The organism is Paenibacillus sp. FSL K6-1230, assembly GCF_038002385.1.
Lineage (GTDB): Bacteria > Bacillota > Bacilli > Paenibacillales > Paenibacillaceae > Paenibacillus > Paenibacillus massiliensis.
The window spans coordinates 4,937,263-4,956,502 of sequence record NZ_JBBOCK010000001.1 but is presented as its reverse complement, the minus strand read 5'-3'; the positions used below and the strand labels follow the sequence as shown (position 1 = coordinate 4,956,502).

Sequence of the window (19,240 nt, the reverse complement as noted above, 5' to 3'; positions counted from 1 at the left end):
ATTCATTTTTTTGGGATTAGAGAAGTACATCTTATGCGAGCAAATCTGTTTCTCCAATGAGATTTTTGTAAGCGATCGGTGAAGACATGACGATCAGAGTCGTATAGGTTCCGTATTGATCGCACCGGTTTTCAAACTCCTCCAGGTCCTGGGTTGTTTGCGTGAGGACCTTCAATAAATAATTATGCTCTCCGCTTATCCGGTAACATTCCGTGACCTCCGGCGATGAACGACAAAAATCAAGGAAAGGATAGCAATTCCGGGTCCGAACAAGCATAAAGGCTGTGCATTGCTTACCCATTTTTTGCGAAGAAATGACGGTTCGGTATTCCTCGATAACCCCCTTTTCTTCCATGCGTTTTACACGTTCAGTAACAGCTGGTTGAGATAACCCCACTAGCTTTCCTAAATCTGTCATTGATAATCTCGCCTGATTCTGCAAATGGAGCAGGATGTCTTTATCGATTTCGTCCAAGAAAATCATCCTCCTTTAATTTAAAATCCATTTATTTTAAATGCCTTTAAAATCATCGAAAATTTCTTTATATAACTTGTTTCCTTTATGTAAGGTGACAGAAATTATTTATATAATAAACACACTTGCTATAAATAATCAAGTGAATTACAGCAGGAGAGGATGAGAAGCATGAGAAAAATAGATCTGGAATGGCTGCATAAAAACGTCAATGAGGTCATTGACCACACACTTGAGGAAAAAAGGATCGTGGGTACCGTCGTCCTAATTGCATCAGGCGGAAATGTTGTCTACCACAGGTCTGCTGGTTGGGCCGACCGCGAGCAGAAACGACCGATGCAGGAAAATGCTTTGTTTAGATATGCTTCGGTAACCAAGCCGATCGTGTCAGCGGCAGCTTTAGTATTAATTTCGCAAGGGAGATTGCAGTTAAACGATCTGGTGGGAAAATGGTTGCCCGCCTTTCGACCCAAACTGCCAAACGGACAATATGCCTCTATAAGCATTCACCATCTGATGACACATACCGCCGGCTTAACCTACCGTTTCTTCCAGGAAGAATCGGGAACTTATGAGCTTGCCGGGGTATCGGACGGCATGGACCTGGCAGGAATTACACTTGAAGAGAATCTGCAAAGACTCGCTTCTGTCCCTCTTCTATATGAGCCGGGGAAAATGTGGAGGTATTCCATAGCAACAGACGTGCTCGGAGCGGTCATCGAAAAGGTAACTGGAATGCCGCTAAGTGAAGCTGTACGGTTGCTTGTAACTCATCCGCTCTCAATGATGGACACGGATTTCAAGGCTGTGGATGCGGACCGATTGACCGCGGCTTACGCAGACAGTGCTGGAGAGCCCCGGCGCTTGCACGATTTTGATACCATTCCTTTCGTGGAGGGGACGGCAGGATTCCGCCTTTCACCCAATAGGTTTACCGATAAGACAGCTTATCCTTCTGGTGGAGCTGGTATGATTGGTAGCGCAGGAGACTTTCTTAAATTGCTGGAAGCTTTGCGGCAGGGAGGAAATCCGATTCTGCCTAAGGCTCTTGTCGCAGAAATGACAACCAATCAAATTGGTAACCTTGTGATGCCCTATTGGCCGGGAAGAGGCTTTGGACTTGGTTTCACGCTGCTTAAGGACCCAGTGGATGCCAATACACCGGAATCGCCGGGAACGTGGCGGATGGGCGGCACCTATGGTCACTCCTGGTTTGTTGATCCGAGTGAGGAGCTTAGTGTTGTAGCGTTCACTAATACGGCGCTTGAAGGAATGTCAGGCAGGTTTACAACGGAGCTGTGCGAATCTGTCTACAAGGGTATTCGAGGAGTTAAGTAATGAGTAAGAACATTATCTTGAACAAATTTTGGAATATGTAGACTCTATATGGATATCAGATTACATTTACTAAGTAAATTTGAGATGAGAATTTATCATAAAGGTCTCAGTCTATTACTTATTTCTCACCAGAGTCATACTCCACTCGCCATGATATCAGTTTTTTTCTGCCTTCTACAGCTGTTCGTGCCGTGCTTGCGACATCCATGTTTCGTCGTAGGCTCTGGCAGGAGCAGTTTCTTTTTTTTCAGGCTCAGCAAGTCAAATGGCAATAAAGGGGCAAGCTGATATTAGAGATTTATTAGTTCACAAGTTAGACACATTTTTTTAAGCTTGCATTTAGATAACTTTAAGCGAGAATTAGTAGTTATTAGATATAGTGGTACAGCCTCCCGCATGAAAGGCGGGAATATGCGGAGAAAGGATGAAGTGATGTGCTTGATGTGAAGAAGGTTAGCAAAGCTTATGAAGGCCGGATGCGGGTCAAAGAGCTTGACTTCAGCATCCAGCCCGGTGAGATTGTTGGTTTTCTGGGGCCAAATGGAGCCGGAAAAACCACGACGATGCGAATGATTACCGGATATCTGTATCCCACCTCGGGAGAAGTGCTGGTGAATGGGATCTCCGTGCATGATGAAGGGAAGCGGGTAAGATCACGAATTGGTTATTTGCCAGAGACACCGCCTCTGTATTCGGAAATGTCCGTGCAAGGTTATTTGAGATTCGTAGCGGATCTGCGAAATGTTCCTGCCCGTGAACAAAAAATGACCATTAGCGAAATGATTAGCAGACTAGGTCTGAATGGAAGGGAACGACAGCTTGTTCGGAGCCTGTCCAAGGGATATAAGCAAAGACTTGGCCTTGCGGGGGCTATCCTCCATCGGCCAGATTTACTTGTGCTGGACGAGCCTACGTCGGGGCTGGACCCTAATCAGATTATGGAGATCCGGGATCTGATTCGTGAGTTGGGGGAAGAACATACCGTACTGCTTAGTACACATATTTTGCCTGAGGTAAGTATGCTCTGTAACCGAGTGCTGATCATCCATGAGGGGAAGATTGTCCTGGATGGTGATCCGCAAGCGATGAGAGGAGGCGTGAATGAAGCCTTCAAAGTAACACTGGAGGTCAAGGGGGAGCGGCAGCAAGTCATGAGTGTACTGGAAGGATGGTCATATGCCAAGGCTCAGGTAGCTGGTGCTGTGAACACGTTAGCTGTGGACACATTAACTGAGGCAGAGCGGCGTTCGAGCCATGGTGAAAATGAGTCACTCCATGAGCCAGCGAATCCTGGGATTACTCGCTTGGTCCTTGAAGGAAATACGGCTGAGGACTTCCGTGAGCCATTATTCTATCTTTTATCCGAGGCGAACCTGCCCATCCTGGAAATGAAGCGAGAACAGCCAAGTCTGGAGCAGATATTCCAGCAGCTGACATTGGAGCGCGCCTCCTCCCCATCAGAAGAGATAGTATCAGCGGAAGATCCTCAACAGACCGTTCCAAATCAGGTAGAGTCTTCCGGACAGGACACTCCTTCAGCGGGCGAGCCTGAATCGTCGAGCTCCACACTGGACAAGCAGAATTCAGCAGAGGAGGACAAGCGATGAGAAGGATGCTTGCGATCTGTCGAAAGGAGCTGCATGGCTATCTATGGACACCTATGTCGTACGGGATACTTGCCGTGTACATGCTCCTGTCGGGGTTACTGTTCTACTCAAGCTTCGTGTTTTATCAGCCAAGTATCGTAGATTATCGCTTGGTACTGGGGGATACATTATCTGTCTTCATCTTCGTTATTCCGCTATTGACGATGAGACTGATGGCCGAGGAATTCCGTCAGGGAACTGACGAGTTATTACTGACCTCACCAGCAAGCACGACAGAGATCATTTTAGGTAAATATTTATCCTCGCTCGTATTCTTGCTGGTGCTGGTCTTACTTAATTTGCTCTATCCGTTATTAATGTCCCAGTTCGGAGAGCTGGACCTCGTTATACTCTTCACCTCCGCATTCGGGTTATTCCTCATGGGGGCTGGTATGATGGCGATTGGTCTATTCGCTTCGTCTCTATCGCGACATCAGATGGTGGCGGCCGTAGCCGGCTTCATTATATTGCTCACTTTGTGGATGCTTGATTCACTCGGAGGCAATAGCAACACAGCTATTATGGAATGGCTTCGGCCCTTCTCCTTATCCAGTCGTTTTAATGGATTCCTGAAGGGCATCCTGAATGGAGCCGACATCATCTACTATATAACACTGTCCGCACTGTTCCTGCTGTTCAGCATACAGGTTGTGGAACGGAAACGGTGGAGGTGAACGGAACATGAAAAAATGGCTGGGACATGGAAACAGTGTGGTGTTATCACTGGCTGCAGTTGGAATATTCATTCTGCTTACGTTGTTTCTTCGTTCGATTGGCGGCTTTCAGCTCGATCTGACCGCGAATAAGCAGTACACCCTGTCTGAGCAGACACAGAGTGTGCTGAAGTCGATCCGGCAGGATGTGCGCATTTTGTCCTTTACGGTAGGTAGTGCGCAGAATCAGGTTCTGAATCAGGATGTCTCTGATCTGCTTGAAGAATATAAGAAACGCAGCAGCAAGCTGTCTGTGGAGGAGTATGAATTGAATCAGGAGCCTGCACTCGCGCGGCAGTATGGTGTTTCATCCGCCTCGATTGTGCTCCTGCAGGGTGATCAGAGCCGAGTCGTAGATATCGGTACTTTGTTCCGTGCCACGGCAGATGGCAATGGCTACGAGTTCGCAGGGGAGGAGCAGCTCACCTCAAGTCTGATGTCTCTGTCCTCCTCGGATACGCATAAGATTGCCTTCCTGAGCGGGCATGAAGAGATTCCACTATCAGAAATGACGGGGCTACATTCGTCTTTGGAGCAGTACAACGCTACGGCTACCGAGCTTCAACTGAATCGGGATGGAGCCATTCCTGAGGATACGGATGTACTAGCGATCATAGGTCCGCAACGTGATCTTAGTGATCAGGAGTTGAAGCTGATTCGTGAATATTTGAGCAATGGCGGCAAGCTTCTTCTAGCACTTGGGTTCAAGGATGATATGGCAGAGAGCTGGAGTAATATTGATGCCTTGGCTTCTGACTATGGCGTGAAGGACCTGCATGCCGTCACAGTGGATCGTACCCAGACGAGTACACTGGGACCACTGTGGGTTGTGCCTAGTCTTGGAGAGCATCCGATTACGTCGAAGCTGGCTTCAGCCAATCTGCTGCCCATGCTGTCTCTGTCTATTGCTTTGACCACATCCGAGGAGGAGCAGAGCAATTGGCAGCTGACCTCTCTCATGCAGAGCTCGGGAGACAGCTATGGAGAGCTAGATATTAAGGGCCTGTTAAATGGAGATACGAGCTTTAATGAAGGTACTGATATTCAGGGACCAGTAAATCTAGGGTATGCGGCTGATACAGCAGAGGGCAAGTCCAAGGCGATAATTCTAGGCAGCTCGGCCCTGTTCAGTGATACGGAATGGATGAATGGAGGCAATCGGGATCTGGCGCTGAATAGCTATAATCATCTGCTGGAGCGTTCCAACGATCTGTCGATCAGACCGCGACAACAGCAAGGCTATGAGCTGGCCTATTTGACGCCTGTTCAAGCCCGGACCATCTTAGCCATTACTGTGGTCGGAATTCCACTGGTGCTGATAGCGGGTGGGGCACTTCTGTGGTGGAGGAGAAGACAGTCATGAGAAAATGGATGCCTACATTATTGCTGGTCGTGATATGTATAGCCGGCTTCTGGTATGCAAGCTCGGAGAATTTCTTTCGGAGCACCGAGACCGTAGCAGCGCGATTAGTCCAACAGGATAAGAGCTTAATCCGAGAGATTGTAATTCGTGGAAAAGGAGAAGATGGGACAGCTATACGACTTATTCAGGACAATGGGGCCTGGATGATGAAAGAACCGGATGCCTATCCATTAAATAAATACGGTGTAGAGCGATGGCTGGATATGCTGCAGACAGCAGAAGCCGGAGATGTCATTGAAGCGAACCCGCAGGAGACAGCTAAATATGGAATGGATGGGCAACACGACGAGATTGAAATTACGGATGAGCAGGGAACAGTCACAAAGATTGCTTTTGGAGATACTCTTCCTACGGGTGATCAGGTATACGCTCGGGTGAATGAAGGAGATATTACGTCCATAGCCAATAGTACGATGACTTCCTTGCTGCTGAGCTATTCTGAATTCGTGAATACTACACCTTTCCTGTGGGATCAGTCCGAGATTACCCAGCTGGAATGGGAGGGAAGAGAAGCATCATGGATGCTGTCCCGCAGTACAACATCAGAGACGGAGTGGAAGCTGAATGGGACCCGCGTAACGAATGAAGTGGCCTCAGGCATTGCAGACCAGATTAAGAATACCGTAGCAGAGCTACCTTTGCTTCCCGCCTCCAAGCTCAAGGGGGCTGTGCATCAATTCACCTTAACAGTCACACGCTCAGGGCAAGATCCAACAGAGGTATACCAAGGCTGGACGCTTCCCAACGATGCGAAGGTATGGGTGGTTCCACCGGGCAGCAATTGGGCCTATGGTATCTCAGCGAGTGAGGTGTCTAGTCTCGACCGATCAGCAAGTGAGGCTGCCCAATCAGAATGACACTCTTCAGCAACCTTCTTTCTTCATAATGATAAAGCGTACGACTGTGTTCCCATATCCTTGCAGGATAAATGCCCTCTCATGAGCGCATTCTAGGATTGTCACACAATTTATCATATTGGAGGATGAATTCATGCCTGGAGGGAAACAACTTATTTCTTTGTCCTTATCTGCTGTACTGATTGCTGGCATGGTCAGCGTGACAGGCTGTGGATACCGGGATGGCAACGGAAACGTTAGCACGAACAGTACACGGTATGGAACGAAGACTCTGGATATGAACAGAGTGAATCGTTACGGTGTCAATTCCACTGGACGAGATGGTCTGATGGACGGCAGCGCGAACGGTCGTAGTGAGAACCTGCGGGTCAGCAAGGAGTTGTCCCAGCGCATTTCTGAAATGGCAGAAGTAAGAAATGCTACCGTGATGCTGCGCAATAATGATGCCTATGTAGCCGTAAATACGAATAACATGGGTGCAAACGGCGTACGTGGAATGAATAGCACGCGTGGGATGAATGGCACAAATGGAATGAATGGCACTCGTGGGATGAACGGTGTAAATGAGCGGACGACAGACCTGGGAGGTCCCCGTGTATATGGAACGAATACTCCTAACACGACAGGTGTGCCAATGACTGGTGAGCGGAACATGGTTAGAGGAAATACAGGCTATGGCCCAGCCGATCAAGGGATGGACATGACGTCACGTACGGGCGTGCTTGGTATGATGAGAGGCGCAGCAGCTAACTCTAATGCAGGTGTTCGTGATCATGGCATGATGAATAGAGCTGGTGTAGATACGAACAGAGCAGGTATGCATACGAACAACAGCACTACCACGACTGCAGAGCTACCGCAGCAGCTGAAGAACAAAATTGCCAACAAAATTAAACAATTTGCTCCGGAGATTGAGAATGTGTATGTATCGGCTGATCCTGAATTTACAGAGCGCATGGGAACTTTTGCCCGTGGCATTGAGAATGGACATCCGGTTCGTGCGATTACAAATGAATTCCGTGAAATGACGGATCGCTTGTTCCCGACTCCAGCCGGAATGACCCAACCAAACGGACAAATGAATGGAACTCAAGGTATGCGCGGCGGCAATACGGTTCGATAATGTCGTGCAATAATATGGGATAACGGTATCTGAGATGCTCTTACGACAGAGCAATCGATAAATAAAAGTCACAGTAGTACCTCACGGTGCCTGCTGTGACTTTTATTTTTAATATCGCATGCTGTAGGCTGCGATTCTCAATATTGGGATGATGCGTTGCAGCTATCAGTTGAATGGTGTATTCATCTGTAACTGCCTGCCCTGAATCCATACCTCCTCAAGAGCAAGCTGAGGGGACAAGCGTAGTATATCTGCCTGCTTACCCTGCTCCAGAGAACCGACACGATCTGCCATACCAATGGATAGTGCCGGATTCAGACTGGCAGCCAGCGAGGCCTCCACCAGACTCATGCCAGCTTCTTCGATGAGGAAGCGGAAGCCGCGGATCATAGTTAAGGTGCTACCAGCAAGAGTCACTCCATCCTCAAGGCGTGCGATCCCGTCCTTCACTACAACGGGTAGATCACCGAGGGTATAGTTCCCGTCATGAAGTCCTGCCGCAGACATGGCATCCGTAATTAGTATCAGATTATGATTCTGCTTCAGTCTGGCAAGTAAAACCACCGCTGCCGGATGAACGTGAATCCCGTCGGCAATGACCTCCGCTTCAATCCGATCCTCCCCGAGCACCGCTCCAGCCGCTCCAGGCTTCCGATGATGCAGTGGAGTCATAGCATTGAACGTGTGAACGGCGTGGCGTAGTCCAGCCTCGACAGCTCGCTGAACCTCTTCATAGGTGGCATCGGTATGTCCGAGTGCTGGGGTAATTCCTTGCTGACTCAGCCAGGTAATCAGCTCCAGTGCACCTTCCTGCTCTGGAGCCAATGTGAGCTGACGGATCAAGTCAGGATATTGCGTGACCCACGATCGTGCCCATTCGAGATTGGGCAGAGCAATATGCTCCGGGTTCTGTGCTCCTGGCCACTTGGGACTGAGAAAGGGTCCTTCCAGATGGACGCCAAGCAATTGAGCGTATCGCATATCCTGTTGGCTATAGGCATGCACTTCTGCCAGTACACGCTCGATGCTCATGCGGGGAGCTGTCATGGTCGTAGCTAGCATAGAAGTTGTCCCCTGTGAGGCATGAAAGGAAGTAATGGTATCGAGTACTTTTTTGTTAGCGTCCATAAAGTCTTCTCCGTTACCCCCATGGACATGAATATCTATAAATCCAGGTACAAGGTAGCCATGCGAGCCAGATGCTATCGCTTGATCAGAAGAGATTCCTGCCGTCGGTGTTAGAGTGGAGGCGACATCCTTCCATTGGGCTGGGATGTTCTCCATATTGCCCACATATTGCAGAACTCCATCCTGTATGACCAGCGCGCCGTCATGGATAATGCCTGTCGGAGTAACGACAGCGCCATACATAACATGCGACTTAGACTCTTGCTCCCTCATGACAGCTGACTCCCTGCCTTACGATCAAGCAGAACAACGACATGCGGATGGCATTGCAGCAGCGATGCCGGACATGCAGTCGTGATCGGCCCGGTGAATGCTCGGCGAATAACATCCGCTTTATCTCCACCGCGTGCAATCAGCAGGATTTGGCGCGCCTTCATGATCGAAGCTACGCCCATCGTAATGGCTTGACGGGGGACATCATCAATCGAGTCGAAGAAGCGTGCGTTGGCAGTGCGTGTCTGCTCATCCAGTTCGACGACGTGTGTACCACCAATCAGACTCTCAGCAGGCTCATTGAACCCGATATGGCCGTTGTGTCCGATGCCTAGTAGTTGAAGATCTACTGGCCCTCGATCATCAATGAGTCGATCATAAGCAGCGCATTCTGCCTGTAGATCAGGAGCATTTCCATTCGGCACACGCGTATTGGCGAGTGGGATGTCAACCTCGTCAAAGAGGTGCTTGTTCATGAAGCTGCGATAGCTCTCGGGGTGGTCGGAAGACAATCCGACATATTCATCAAGGTTCACTGTGGACACCTGGGCAAAGCTGATTAGATCCCTGCGGTACATTGCGGTTAAATGGCGATAAATGCCTACCGGTGAGCTTCCGGTTGCAAGGCCGAGGGTGGCACGGGGCTTGGTCTGAAGGAGGCTTGCAATGATGCCTGCTCCTGCTGCATTTAGGTCATCCTCATGTTCAAAAATTCGAATATTCATCCTTCATTCGCCTCCCTGATGTTTACGAATCTTCTGTACGTTGCGGTAGGAATGCTCCAGTCTTGGAATGTAGTGTTCAAAGTCAGCGCTCACCATACCTGTAAACAAAATATCAATCACATGCAGCTGAGCAATACGTGAAGCCATATCACCCCTGCGCATTCCTTCCTCCAGTGAGGAGGAGAATAGTGGAATATCCGCAGTTCGGGCAAGTGTATTGCTACCATAAGAGGTGAGCGACAGCGTAGCTGCGCCGTTCTCCTTCGCGACACGCAGTGCGTCAATCGTCTCCGGGGTCTCACCGGAATAAGATACAGCGAGCGCTACATCTTCTGGTCCGAGTGTTGAGGCTGAAGTGATCTGCATATGAGAGTCGGCAAAAGCTGTGCTGTTCTTGCCGATTCGTACCAGCTTCTGATAGAAATCCTGAGCCACAATGGAGGAGGTTGCCATTCCATACAGGTCAATGCGATTAGCACGACATAGCAGCTCCACGGCCTTTTCCAGTCGTTCCATATCTAGCAGCCTGGTAGTATCTGAAATGGAGGCCAGATGATTGGCGGCGATTGCTTCTACGATTCGGGACAGGGGATTGCCTGCTACAATATCCTGATAGGCCGTCTCCTGAGCAGGCTGAGAGATCTCGGCAGCCAGCTTCATTTTGAAATCGGGAAAGCCTTTGAAATGGAACGCTTTGCAAAAACGTGTCACCGTTGCGGGACTTGTCCCGCTTTGTAATGCCAGTTGGTTAATCGTCCAGCCTGGAACTTCGGAGGGCGTATGCAAAATAATCTCCGCAATCCGGCGCTCCTGTGGAGGGAGACCCTCCAATGTCTGCTGCAGCACATGCAGTATGGCTGTCATGTAGAAGCTCCTCTGAAAATTATTTTTGTTAATTATATCTTAGATAAGAAAATTATTTTTACACCTTGATTGTAATCAATCATTTATAGTAAAGCAAGTGGATTCTGGGCCATAGCCACAAAAAACATAATATTACACAAAGGCCCCGGGTTCATTTACTATGGATTACATGGATACCAGCAGCAAAGGAGATATCTGGCTATGAATCGACGACAACGTCAGAAGTACATACCCTCACTCTGGATTATTGCGGAGAAAATGCACACACATGGCTCGTATTTTGCATTGTATGCCATCGATTGGAAGCGTGGAGGGCGATTAAGCTGGGAGGGATGGCAGCGGCTTGAGGATCTGCTACAGTTTCGCATTCCATTGAAGCGCGGAGCAGGAGGCAGGAAGCTGCGCTACCAGCCTGGTTCGAAGATCGTCCCCAAAGCACTCCACCTGAGACTGGACGAGTCACAGTATGATGAACTGGAGAGACTTTTTTATCAACCCTTCTCCCCAAAACGCTGGAGGGAGTTCATTCGAGCAAACAACTGCCCATTTTTGCAGTAAAACTGAACCAACACCCTTCACCTAACATAAAATGTGTTGACTGTATCCCTTAACCTTGTTACACCACATAAACCCGAGCAAGGAGGGGTGAATCTTGAAGGGCAGCGACCACAAAAGCAAATTTTTGCTGACTCACCGTGAACGTGAAGTATTCGAATTGCTGGTACAAGACAAGACAACGCGGGATATTGCAGGGCAGCTATTCATTAGCGAGAAAACGGTGAGAAACCATATCTCGAACGTAATGCAAAAATTGAATGTTAAGGGGCGTTCACAAGCGGTCGTAGAACTGATCAAGCTTGGAGAACTGAAAATCTAACGTACTTACGCTCCTGCGGGTGCATAACCTTCTTGATTATCCTTCTGCAGAAGGATGGGAGAGAGGGTTTTTGTGCGGTATTCCTTTTCGTTGCCATTATTCAATCAAATCCTGGTGAAAATTAGCGACCAACAACAAAAACACGGAGCTCTTGGCTCCGTGTTGGAACGTTCCTTGCGAACTATCCTTCCCTAATGCGCCTGATATTCCGATTCATTAAATGACGGACAATCCGGCTATAGATCTTTTTTTTGAGCGGACCCAGCTGTTGTTGATGTGCGGAGAAAAAGGCGTCTGGACTCTCGTAGGTTCCGAAATCCTGAACAATTCCTTCTTTCTGCACATAGGTGTCATTTTCATTCCAATGGATGGGCGGGTTCTGAAAATTGTCTGTAGCAACGCCATAGCCACAAAAGGAGCCTGTACATTGCTGAAATTTTTGCTGAAGCTTGGTGAGATAAGGAAGGTCCAGAATGAAGCCCTCGATATTCAACCACCTGTCCTCATACCATACTTCCACCCAGCTGTGCAGAATCTCCTGGGGAGACAGTCTATAATACCAGCCCTTCATTGCGCCTTTTTGCAGCTGTTTATGGATGGTGAATCCATGCATACGACAGGGGATGTCAAGAGCTCTTAGCAATGCCATGAAAAGTACGCCCTTGGTATTGCATTGACCATAGCCGTCTAGCAACACTTCGGAGGCTGGAATATCATCGGATCGATTGTAGCCAAAGCTGATCTCGTCGCGGACGTAGTTATATACGGCAAGAATCTGATCCTTCACAGGTAGACGATCCCACTGCCGACTACGAATGAGGCCTTGAATCGTCGGGTGAGTGTAGTCAAGCAATACAGTATTCGTTAGATATGAATTCATTACGAGCACCTCCTTGCACTAATTGTATAGCTAATGCAGGCAGGAAACTTGCAAAAAGACGTTATCCTTGCGAATATCCTTGGCCGTCATACCTAGCAATTTCTTGCTTGTGGCAGCTAAATGTGATGGACTATCAAATCCTGCTGCCATAGCGGCATCTGTAATACGGAGTCCCTGGAAGATCAGATAAGAAGCCTTCTGAAGCTTGTGGAGCAGAATGTACCCACTCAGCGATATCCCCGTATTTTCTTTGAAGAGATGTGACAGCCTACTGTTGGATAAGCCGATCTGGCTAGCAAAATGACCAATCGAGTGGTCAGAATCTGTACAAGCTTTTATGAGCTGAATAAGCTTCTTGATGCGGGGGTCCGTCATAGCGGGTTGCATGTAATCCAAATGAAGATGCTGCATGAGCTTCTCCAGGAACGAAACATATCCATCGGTATCCTTAACATGAGGGGATGTGTCTTGAACAAATGGGGCGACAGCATTGATTATTTCTGCTGGAAAAAGCGCATACGGCTGACTACCCATGTAGTGCTTGAAGCTTGCTGCCATTGTTGAAGTACTATCCATAAGCAGCAGTAGCAAAGGCTGCCCCATCCCGTGCAAGCGATGCGTCACATTGGAATTAATAATCACCCCGCTGGAACAAATAGGTTCCCCCTCAATGTCCATGTCAAACGGAGCTTCTAAGGCGATGGTAACTTGTATAAAAGAGTGCTTATGCACATCGGCATCAATGGTATCGGATAATACAAGGATGTGGTGCTCGGCCCCGTAAAAAATCATCAGCAAACAATCCCCCATGTAATCAAGTGCTGCGTCAAAACTATCGGATCATATATAAATCCATATGAAGATGCTTCGCCATAGCCTACTTCTCGGTAACAGTGCGCTTGTTCCATGATCGAATTCATAATCATTCATGGCTCATGTGCTGTGACCATTATTACTTGCGAACATCAAGGATTGTCCGGCAAGTGCTTAGCTCCGATGCTATGATCTGGCTGAAGATATCAGTTGCTTCGATATTCAGCCTGAAGTCAAAATCAAAATAGCTATCGCCGCCTTCCTCATAACGGAACTGGATGTTCGGCTCTAATTTCATACTGCTCATGTCCGGGAAGTGATTTTACATACATCCTCTATTCTCCTTAGGCGTCTGCTACCATACTCTTGCTCCTTACCAGTCTCGTTCGCGAAGGGCCTCCTCCAGATCAATCTCAATAGCGAAGAATTGGAGTACATCTCTCACGGATACGGCAATGCTATCCCGCGCAACAGTCTCAATCTCGCTCCCGTGTTCCCAGAACAGCTCCTGAATATCGTTAATGGCACTCGTCATCTGGTCGAGCTTTTCTTGAATGGCTTCGAGGTCCTTAGTATCGTTCTCCAGAAAATGCATTAGGCTTACGAGCTCATCCTTGATCTTGTCTACCAGAAAATCGGGATAATAACTGCTGCTATACATGTCTGTTAAAAGCTCGAACTGTGGCTTTGCATTCAATGGCTTGTACCTCCTTCGAGAACTACTAGTTGATAAATGAACTAGATTGTGACTTAGCCCCTGAGGCTAGTTTTACATACGAACGATTGATGGCCTGTAATGCTCTACATCAGGTACTACAAGTTGTAATGTTTGTGTCTACGCAGCAGCATCATTACGAATCACTATGCATTGACATCCGTAATGGCAGGCACATGAATTTCTTTGACGCAAGCAACCTTGGACAGACTGACAATGCACTTCACGATGGAGACAATATCCTGTACAGGAATCCGGGTCCCGTCATATTCTGCAATCGCCTTGTCAGGACCATCCTCGAACGGAATCTCTGCAGCCAGCTCGCCGGGATTGACGCAGGTGACCGCGATGTTGTCTTTGCGAACATGCTCCCGCAAGGCATTCGCAATCCCGCGCAAACCGAATTTGGAGGCTACGAAGGACACTTGAGCATTATTGGTATGATCCAGTCCGGCTGTCGAACCAATCATGATGATTTTGCCAGCCTCAGCTTGTCGTACATTAGTCAATAGTGCCTGTATACAGGTAATCGTTGCGGTGATATTCACTTGGATAATATTTGCTATCTCAGCAGGGGTATCTAGGTCAAAGCTATAGTGATCCTCGAAGCCTTCTTTTTCCCAGATACCCACGTTATAGATCAGTACATCAATGGTCTCGCCTTGCAGAGCATCGGATACGACCTGTGCAGCGTTCGGCTGCCCCAGATCGGCGGCAATCCATCTTCTATTGACGCCGTCCGCAAGCTCCATGCTGCCTGGCTTATTTCTGGAGACGATCCATACTTGATCCCCTTGATCAGGCAGTCCTTTCACAAAAGCATCGCCTAGCCCCTTGCTTGCACCGAAAATAATATAGTTTCTCATAGGTTCTCCTTCATCACTAAACAGTGTGTTCTATCATATCAATTCCTTCATTATCTTACGTACCATTACTTAGGTTATTTGAGTTCCTTCGCTATGGAATGCTTTTGCCCAGTCGTTCCTTCATGCTGACGAGCTGCTGAGTGAACCTCTGCTTAATGGAATAAGGATGGATATCGAGCAGATAAGGCCCGAATTGATGACAATATTGGAGCAGGAAATCCATCTCAGAAGGTTCAATCCAGCCGGTAATCAAGCTCTGCCCGTCCTGCTTCGCAAGCGACATATTGGGATAATGAGAACGCTCGTAGATGGGCTCGCCCTCTGTAGCAATGGTAATGATGTAATCCATCGCCTGATTACTCTTGTGTATCAACTGGAAGTGATTGGTCAGATCCAGATCCTGCAGCCACTTCAGAGGTAGATCGTCAAGTACAGTCAATTGGATGATCCGGTCACAACGGAACAGCCTGTATTCCTGTTTGTCGAGGTCCCATGACGGACAGTACCATTTACCATACTTGGCGAGCATGCCTATGGGCTGGATGCGGCGTTCAGTCTGCTTGTGCGCGGTCTGATATACGATGCTTACTACAGACGGCTTCAGAATCGCTCGAAGAATGGGCTCCAGCATAGGGCAATCGTCAGCTAGCTTCACAGTACCAAATGAAATACGAGAGTTCAACTGCTCCAGTGTACTCCTGATATTCGGCGATACCGAATCCAGAAATTTAGAACGTATGGCACCATATTCGGCTTGGAAGGGTATAGCCCCTAGCAGTTCCATGCTCTTCATAGAGAAGAACAGGGCGTAGGCCTCCTGTGGAGAAAAAGTCACGGGGGGCAGTTTATAGGTGTCCAGAATAGTGTAGCCACCGTAGCGGCCCATTTCCGAGTATAAGGGCACACCGATATCTTCAAGGGCTTTGACGTAGCGGAGGGCGGTGCTTTTGGAAATGCTGAATTCTGTCATTAGATCCTGCAGTGTGAAGCGATCTTTTTTATAGGCATAATTCATGATCCTGTATATGTTTTCGTATTTTTTCATAGTCTCCACCAATGGTGTCTAATTTTGATACCTTTCGTGATTATAGTATACATAGATCACACGTAACATCATACATGAATAAAGGAGTGACATGATGAGCTACGAGGTAGTTACATTTTTATCGATGAATGGAAGAGCGGCAGAGGCTATTGAATTTTATACGCGTCATCTTGAGGCCAAGGTCATCTTCAAGGTGACCTATGAAGAGATGAAGAGAATGGAACCGACTCTGGTGGTGAAGGAAGGAACAGAGCAGTGGGTATCCCATTCCATACTGGAGGTTGGGGTGCATAAGCTTATGCTAGCGGAGGAGACGATGCTCCCTCAATCAAGCTACCAAGCAGGAAATCATATTTCCCTGTGTATTCAATCTGCAGATCGGCAGGAGATCGAAGGCATGTATCATTCACTGCTTCAGGAATCGAGAACCGAGGTGATCCGACCTTTGGGCGAGATCGTCTTCAGCGAGGCCTATGGGATTGTACAAGATCCATTCGGTATTCTGATTCAATTGATGTACGACAAGCGTCTGGCCAAGTAACCGGGGCAAAAATGGAGCAAAAATGGAGCATGACAGAGAAGAGCCTCACCAGTCCACTGATGTGGACCGGGAGGCTCTTCGTTGTAAGTGATTGACTGTGCTAGAACATACGTCAGGTGTAGCGTATTTATCCAGGCACGTTCGTCTAGTATTCTATCTAGCGTACTCAGGACATCCTTAAATGCGGAACCTACCCGCAAGCTCCTGTAGCTGTTCTGCCAGGCGAGTCAGGTCTGCAGCGGAGGAACCAATCTCCTCCATGGAAGCCAATTGCTGCTGGGCTGCGGCAGAGACAGTCTCTGTATGGGCTGCAGCTTCCTGTGCCAGATGGGTCACTTCGGTCATCGTAAGCACGACATCTTCAGCCCCGTGGGATATCTCCTGCACAGCGCCGGATACCGACTCCAGCTGCTTCGCAGCCTTCATGACGCTTCTGCGAATGCGAGAGAAGGAGCGGCCTGATGAGTCAATGGACAGAATACCTTCTCCGACGCGTTCCTTCACGGTCTGCATTGCTTGCAGGGCTTCAGAGACCTGCTGCTGGATGCCCGCGATCTGCTCGTTAATCTGTCCAGCGGAAGCGGACGAGTTCTCAGCCAGCTGGCGAACCTCGGAGGCCACGACGGCAAAGCCTTTACCATGCTCACCAGCTCTTGCAGCTTCAATGGAAGCATTGAGAGACAACAGGTTGGTCTGTCTTGCAATGTCCGCCATCAGTGTGACAATGGTACCAATGTGCACAGAGCGTTCGTTGAGTGCAGCGATAATAGTATCGAGCTCCTCGACAATGGAACGGATGCCATCCACGTGGACTACGCTGTGACCAATCTGCTCGCTACCATTGTCAGACGCGGTAATGCTCTGCTCGGTGAACTCCGCCATTTGCGCTACAAGATTAGTCATGGAAGTCATCTGCTCTGCAATGCCCTGTAGGCTCTCCTGACCGTGCTGGACCTTGTCAGCCTGCTTCTCACTGCCTGAGGCTACATCCTGGATTGCTACGGTTACATGCTCAATGGCACGCGTAGTCTGCTCTGCACCTGCCGCAAGCTCCTGAGAAGAGGCAGACAGATTCGAGGTTAGATCCTGTATGCTCACTACCATTGAGCGGAGATTGTGTACCATGGTTCCGAAATAACTAGCTAATAAGCCGATTTCATCCCGACTAGTGATTGTTGTCTGCTGTGTCAGATCTCCATGGCTGACCTGCTCAGCCACCTGTCTGAGTCGTTGCAGTGGCTTCAGCATCGAGTGAATCAACCAGTAGGAAAGCAGGCCAATGACCACAGTAGACACACCAAGCACGATGAAGGTCGCATAGGTAATTGGTGCGATGGCCTGTGAGATTTCGGAAATCTGCAGTACCCCTGCAATTTTCCAGCCTGTTAACTCGTTGGTTACATACTTCATACGTTCAGCGGCTCCTGCGTCATCAATATGATCGAATTGACCGGAGGCATCCTTGAACAAACCATCGCTGATATCCGTCTCCGCTACTTCTCCAGCAGGCTGTGTCGGATGACTGATAATCTGCTTGCTGCCATCAAGGAGCAGTATGTATCCATGATCGCCGACCTTCATGTTGGTCATTTCCTGCAATGCTGTGAGATTCAGGGACATACCCAGGACCCCGTTTCCATCAGCAAGCACACGTGAGATGAACACGACAGGGATGTTCTCGGTATTCAAAGATACGGATGAGATTACCGTCTCACCGGGCTTGTCCATGGCGTCCTTGTACCAGGCTCTTTCTCGCGGATCATAGGGCTCCGAGGAGTTACGCTCCAGACCTCGCACCATGAGGCCATCTTTCGTACCTACGAAAATATTCGTAACCTCTGCATGAGTAGACAGATACAGCTGAAGCTCATGTAGTAGTACGGATTCCTCGGGATTGGATGCCATCTCGGTGCTCAGGGTGCTCGCATAAAATTCAATATCCTTGACCTTGGTACTAATCGTCTGGGTAGTGATCATGTCAGCAGCCGTGATGCTGGATTGAGCTCCTGACATCAATTCAGCTTCAATTTTGTCAGCGGCGACTTCATAAGCAATTATGCTAACCAGTAAAGCAGGGATCACCATACAGATTAGAAATGATCCGAGCAATTTTCTGCGCAAAGTAAAAAAGCCTAACTTCATATGTCTCTCCTCCGTTGTCTGTTTCTGTTCTGGTATTGGGAATTGTTTTACAGGTACATCCATATATATCGGGCTGAACACTAAAAGTTATGAGAGAGGGGGAATTTGTAAAGAATGAGAAAAGTAGAGGAGCAGAGCAGAGCAGATAACAGCCTATGACCGGAGGAAGGAATGTAAAAAATAAATCAAAATCGTCAAACCACGGTTTTTGCCACATTAAGGTTAAAATAAGGGATAGCATTGATGTTTTCATATCTTTATAGTACATTAGCAGTGAATCCAAAGGAGGCTCTTCATGTACGCAAACAGACAAGAGGATACTTTATACATCATGACCTACACATTAAACAGTGGCATTAAGGGCACTGTGCCTTTGTCTAATCAGCAGATCCAGGAGTGGATGAATTGTTACAAGAGTGGAACGAAGTTCGTCACCGAGATTGGAAAAGAATTTTTCGGCCTGCACGCAGACTTGGTTGCTGATTTCAAAGTACATAATTCTTCTTCCAGCTATCAGGAAGTAATCACGCCTGTCCAACAGCAACAGACAGACAGCAGCTTGAAGCAGCTATCGAACGCCTACAAAGAAACAGAGATTTTGATCAAAATTGACTGTAAGTGTGGTACCGCATATGTAACGGAGTCCCCGTTCAAGCGAACCAAGTGGTACTGTACCAAATGTAAGGAGATCGTGTTCCTGGATTCAAAGAAGGGAATGGTAGAAACATCACGTGGCGAAGCATACTATATGACCAATAAATATTTCGTGGAAAGAGAAACAACCGGCTGAGCGCCG

The 19,240-nt window shown here is 48.2% G+C and carries 21 protein-coding genes; 10 read left to right on the top strand and 11 right to left on the bottom strand.

Features of this window, described 5'->3' with window-relative positions:
* Positions 1-31: 31 nt before the first annotated feature.
* A complete protein-coding gene (locus tag MKX74_RS21895) occupies positions 32-475 on the bottom strand; it encodes an Lrp/AsnC family transcriptional regulator (RefSeq protein ID WP_341179831.1) in 444 nt (147 codons plus the stop codon).
* 171 nt (positions 476-646) lie between these two features.
* Between MKX74_RS21895 and MKX74_RS21890 the strand changes: the two genes are divergently transcribed.
* The 6 genes from MKX74_RS21890 to MKX74_RS21865 all read left to right on the top strand — a co-directional run bounded on the left by MKX74_RS21890 (position 647) and on the right by MKX74_RS21865 (position 7,575).
* Positions 647-1,813, top strand: a complete 1,167-nt coding sequence (locus MKX74_RS21890) for a serine hydrolase domain-containing protein (RefSeq protein WP_341179830.1) — start codon at positions 647-649, stop codon at positions 1,811-1,813.
* A 434-nt stretch (positions 1,814-2,247) separates the two neighbouring features.
* Positions 2,248-3,420: an ABC transporter ATP-binding protein gene (locus tag MKX74_RS21885; protein ID WP_341179829.1), complete on the top strand. Its 1,173-nt coding sequence runs from the start codon at positions 2,248-2,250 to the stop codon at positions 3,418-3,420.
* Entirely contained in the window at positions 3,417-4,133 is a 717-nt protein-coding gene (locus tag MKX74_RS21880; RefSeq protein ID WP_341179828.1) for an ABC transporter permease subunit, read from the top strand. Before MKX74_RS21885 ends, MKX74_RS21880 begins: the two co-directional genes overlap by 4 nt.
* Positions 4,134-4,140: 7 nt before the next feature.
* The gene (locus MKX74_RS21875; protein ID WP_341179827.1) at positions 4,141-5,535 is read left to right on the top strand and encodes a GldG family protein; all 1,395 of its coding nucleotides are present in this window, start codon (positions 4,141-4,143) and stop codon (positions 5,533-5,535) included.
* Positions 5,532-6,452, top strand: coding sequence for a DUF4340 domain-containing protein (locus MKX74_RS21870; RefSeq protein ID WP_341179826.1), 921 nt, complete (start codon positions 5,532-5,534; stop codon positions 6,450-6,452). Before MKX74_RS21875 ends, MKX74_RS21870 begins: the two co-directional genes overlap by 4 nt.
* Before the next feature lie 133 nt (positions 6,453-6,585).
* Complete coding sequence (locus MKX74_RS21865) at positions 6,586-7,575, top strand: YhcN/YlaJ family sporulation lipoprotein (RefSeq protein ID WP_341179825.1); 990 nt, start codon at positions 6,586-6,588, stop codon at positions 7,573-7,575.
* Positions 7,576-7,740: 165 nt separating this feature from the next.
* On the opposite strand, the gene nagA is transcribed toward MKX74_RS21865, so the two are convergent.
* The 3 genes from nagA to MKX74_RS21850 are packed head-to-tail and all read right to left on the bottom strand — an operon-like array spanning position 7,741 to position 10,565.
* Positions 7,741-8,976 (bottom strand): N-acetylglucosamine-6-phosphate deacetylase, encoded by a 1,236-nt coding sequence (nagA, locus tag MKX74_RS21860; protein ID WP_341179824.1) that lies wholly within the window; start codon positions 8,974-8,976, stop codon positions 7,741-7,743.
* A complete protein-coding gene (gene nagB / locus MKX74_RS21855; RefSeq protein ID WP_341179823.1) occupies positions 8,973-9,701 on the bottom strand; it encodes a glucosamine-6-phosphate deaminase in 729 nt (242 codons plus the stop codon). Before nagB ends, nagA begins: the two co-directional genes overlap by 4 nt.
* Positions 9,702-9,704: 3 nt before the next feature.
* Positions 9,705-10,565: a MurR/RpiR family transcriptional regulator gene (locus MKX74_RS21850; RefSeq protein ID WP_341179822.1), complete on the bottom strand. Its 861-nt coding sequence runs from the start codon at positions 10,563-10,565 to the stop codon at positions 9,705-9,707.
* 201 nt (positions 10,566-10,766) lie between these two features.
* Between MKX74_RS21850 and MKX74_RS21845 the strand changes: the two genes are divergently transcribed.
* Complete coding sequence (locus MKX74_RS21845; protein WP_018885467.1) at positions 10,767-11,123, top strand: hypothetical protein; 357 nt, start codon at positions 10,767-10,769, stop codon at positions 11,121-11,123.
* 94 nt (positions 11,124-11,217) lie between these two features.
* Complete coding sequence (locus MKX74_RS21840; protein ID WP_018885466.1) at positions 11,218-11,442, top strand: helix-turn-helix domain-containing protein; 225 nt, start codon at positions 11,218-11,220, stop codon at positions 11,440-11,442.
* Between the two features lie 181 nt (positions 11,443-11,623).
* Here the strand turns inward: MKX74_RS21840 and MKX74_RS21835 are convergent, their stop codons facing one another.
* The 6 genes from MKX74_RS21835 to MKX74_RS21810 form a co-directional block, all read right to left on the bottom strand.
* The gene (locus tag MKX74_RS21835; protein WP_341179821.1) at positions 11,624-12,322 is read right to left on the bottom strand and encodes a transglutaminase-like domain-containing protein; all 699 of its coding nucleotides are present in this window, start codon (positions 12,320-12,322) and stop codon (positions 11,624-11,626) included.
* A 30-nt stretch (positions 12,323-12,352) separates the two neighbouring features.
* Complete coding sequence (locus MKX74_RS21830) at positions 12,353-13,114, bottom strand: AraC family transcriptional regulator (RefSeq protein ID WP_341179820.1); 762 nt, start codon at positions 13,112-13,114, stop codon at positions 12,353-12,355.
* Positions 13,115-13,274: 160 nt separating this feature from the next.
* Positions 13,275-13,442, bottom strand: a complete 168-nt coding sequence (locus MKX74_RS21825) for a hypothetical protein (RefSeq protein ID WP_341179819.1) — start codon at positions 13,440-13,442, stop codon at positions 13,275-13,277.
* Positions 13,443-13,508: 66 nt separating this feature from the next.
* Complete coding sequence (locus MKX74_RS21820; protein WP_341179818.1) at positions 13,509-13,832, bottom strand: DUF5713 family protein; 324 nt, start codon at positions 13,830-13,832, stop codon at positions 13,509-13,511.
* 164 nt (positions 13,833-13,996) lie between these two features.
* A complete protein-coding gene (locus MKX74_RS21815; protein WP_341179817.1) occupies positions 13,997-14,716 on the bottom strand; it encodes an SDR family NAD(P)-dependent oxidoreductase in 720 nt (239 codons plus the stop codon).
* Positions 14,717-14,807: 91 nt separating this feature from the next.
* Entirely contained in the window at positions 14,808-15,761 is a 954-nt protein-coding gene (locus MKX74_RS21810) for a helix-turn-helix transcriptional regulator (RefSeq protein WP_341179816.1), read from the bottom strand.
* 94 nt (positions 15,762-15,855) lie between these two features.
* Between MKX74_RS21810 and MKX74_RS21805 the strand changes: the two genes are divergently transcribed.
* Positions 15,856-16,302, top strand: a complete 447-nt coding sequence (locus tag MKX74_RS21805; RefSeq protein ID WP_341179815.1) for a VOC family protein — start codon at positions 15,856-15,858, stop codon at positions 16,300-16,302.
* A 177-nt stretch (positions 16,303-16,479) separates the two neighbouring features.
* On the opposite strand, the gene MKX74_RS21800 is transcribed toward MKX74_RS21805, so the two are convergent.
* Positions 16,480-18,444, bottom strand: a complete 1,965-nt coding sequence (locus tag MKX74_RS21800) for a methyl-accepting chemotaxis protein (RefSeq protein ID WP_341179814.1) — start codon at positions 18,442-18,444, stop codon at positions 16,480-16,482.
* Between the two features lie 295 nt (positions 18,445-18,739).
* Between MKX74_RS21800 and MKX74_RS21795 the strand changes: the two genes are divergently transcribed.
* Positions 18,740-19,234, top strand: coding sequence for a hypothetical protein (locus MKX74_RS21795; RefSeq protein ID WP_018885457.1), 495 nt, complete (start codon positions 18,740-18,742; stop codon positions 19,232-19,234).
* Positions 19,235-19,240: the final 6 nt, after the last annotated feature.

What these genes read in the sequence shown, in the direction of transcription:
- MKX74_RS21875 (WP_341179827.1), top strand. Translation starts at nt 4,141, where the DNA reads ATGAAAAAATGGCTGGGACATGGAAACAGTGTGGTGTTATCACTGGCT.
- MKX74_RS21850 (WP_341179822.1), bottom strand. Translation starts at nt 10,565, where the DNA reads ATGACAGCCATACTGCATGTGCTGCAGCAGACATTGGAGGGTCTCCCT.
- MKX74_RS21800 (WP_341179814.1), bottom strand. Translation starts at nt 18,444, where the DNA reads ATGAAGTTAGGCTTTTTTACTTTGCGCAGAAAATTGCTCGGATCATTT.
- MKX74_RS21805 (WP_341179815.1), top strand. Translation starts at nt 15,856, where the DNA reads ATGAGCTACGAGGTAGTTACATTTTTATCGATGAATGGAAGAGCGGCA.
- nagA (WP_341179824.1), bottom strand. Translation starts at nt 8,976, where the DNA reads ATGAGGGAGCAAGAGTCTAAGTCGCATGTTATGTATGGCGCTGTCGTT.
- MKX74_RS21835 (WP_341179821.1), bottom strand. Translation starts at nt 12,322, where the DNA reads ATGAATTCATATCTAACGAATACTGTATTGCTTGACTACACTCACCCG.
- MKX74_RS21880 (WP_341179828.1), top strand. Translation starts at nt 3,417, where the DNA reads ATGAGAAGGATGCTTGCGATCTGTCGAAAGGAGCTGCATGGCTATCTA.
- MKX74_RS21865 (WP_341179825.1), top strand. Translation starts at nt 6,586, where the DNA reads ATGCCTGGAGGGAAACAACTTATTTCTTTGTCCTTATCTGCTGTACTG.
- MKX74_RS21890 (WP_341179830.1), top strand. Translation starts at nt 647, where the DNA reads ATGAGAAAAATAGATCTGGAATGGCTGCATAAAAACGTCAATGAGGTC.
- MKX74_RS21825 (WP_341179819.1), bottom strand. Translation starts at nt 13,442, where the DNA reads ATGAGCAGTATGAAATTAGAGCCGAACATCCAGTTCCGTTATGAGGAA.
- MKX74_RS21795 (WP_018885457.1), top strand. Translation starts at nt 18,740, where the DNA reads ATGTACGCAAACAGACAAGAGGATACTTTATACATCATGACCTACACA.
- MKX74_RS21810 (WP_341179816.1), bottom strand. Translation starts at nt 15,761, where the DNA reads ATGAAAAAATACGAAAACATATACAGGATCATGAATTATGCCTATAAA.
- MKX74_RS21830 (WP_341179820.1), bottom strand. Translation starts at nt 13,114, where the DNA reads ATGATTTTTTACGGGGCCGAGCACCACATCCTTGTATTATCCGATACC.
- MKX74_RS21815 (WP_341179817.1), bottom strand. Translation starts at nt 14,716, where the DNA reads ATGAGAAACTATATTATTTTCGGTGCAAGCAAGGGGCTAGGCGATGCT.
- MKX74_RS21870 (WP_341179826.1), top strand. Translation starts at nt 5,532, where the DNA reads ATGAGAAAATGGATGCCTACATTATTGCTGGTCGTGATATGTATAGCC.
- nagB (WP_341179823.1), bottom strand. Translation starts at nt 9,701, where the DNA reads ATGAATATTCGAATTTTTGAACATGAGGATGACCTAAATGCAGCAGGA.
- MKX74_RS21845 (WP_018885467.1), top strand. Translation starts at nt 10,767, where the DNA reads ATGAATCGACGACAACGTCAGAAGTACATACCCTCACTCTGGATTATT.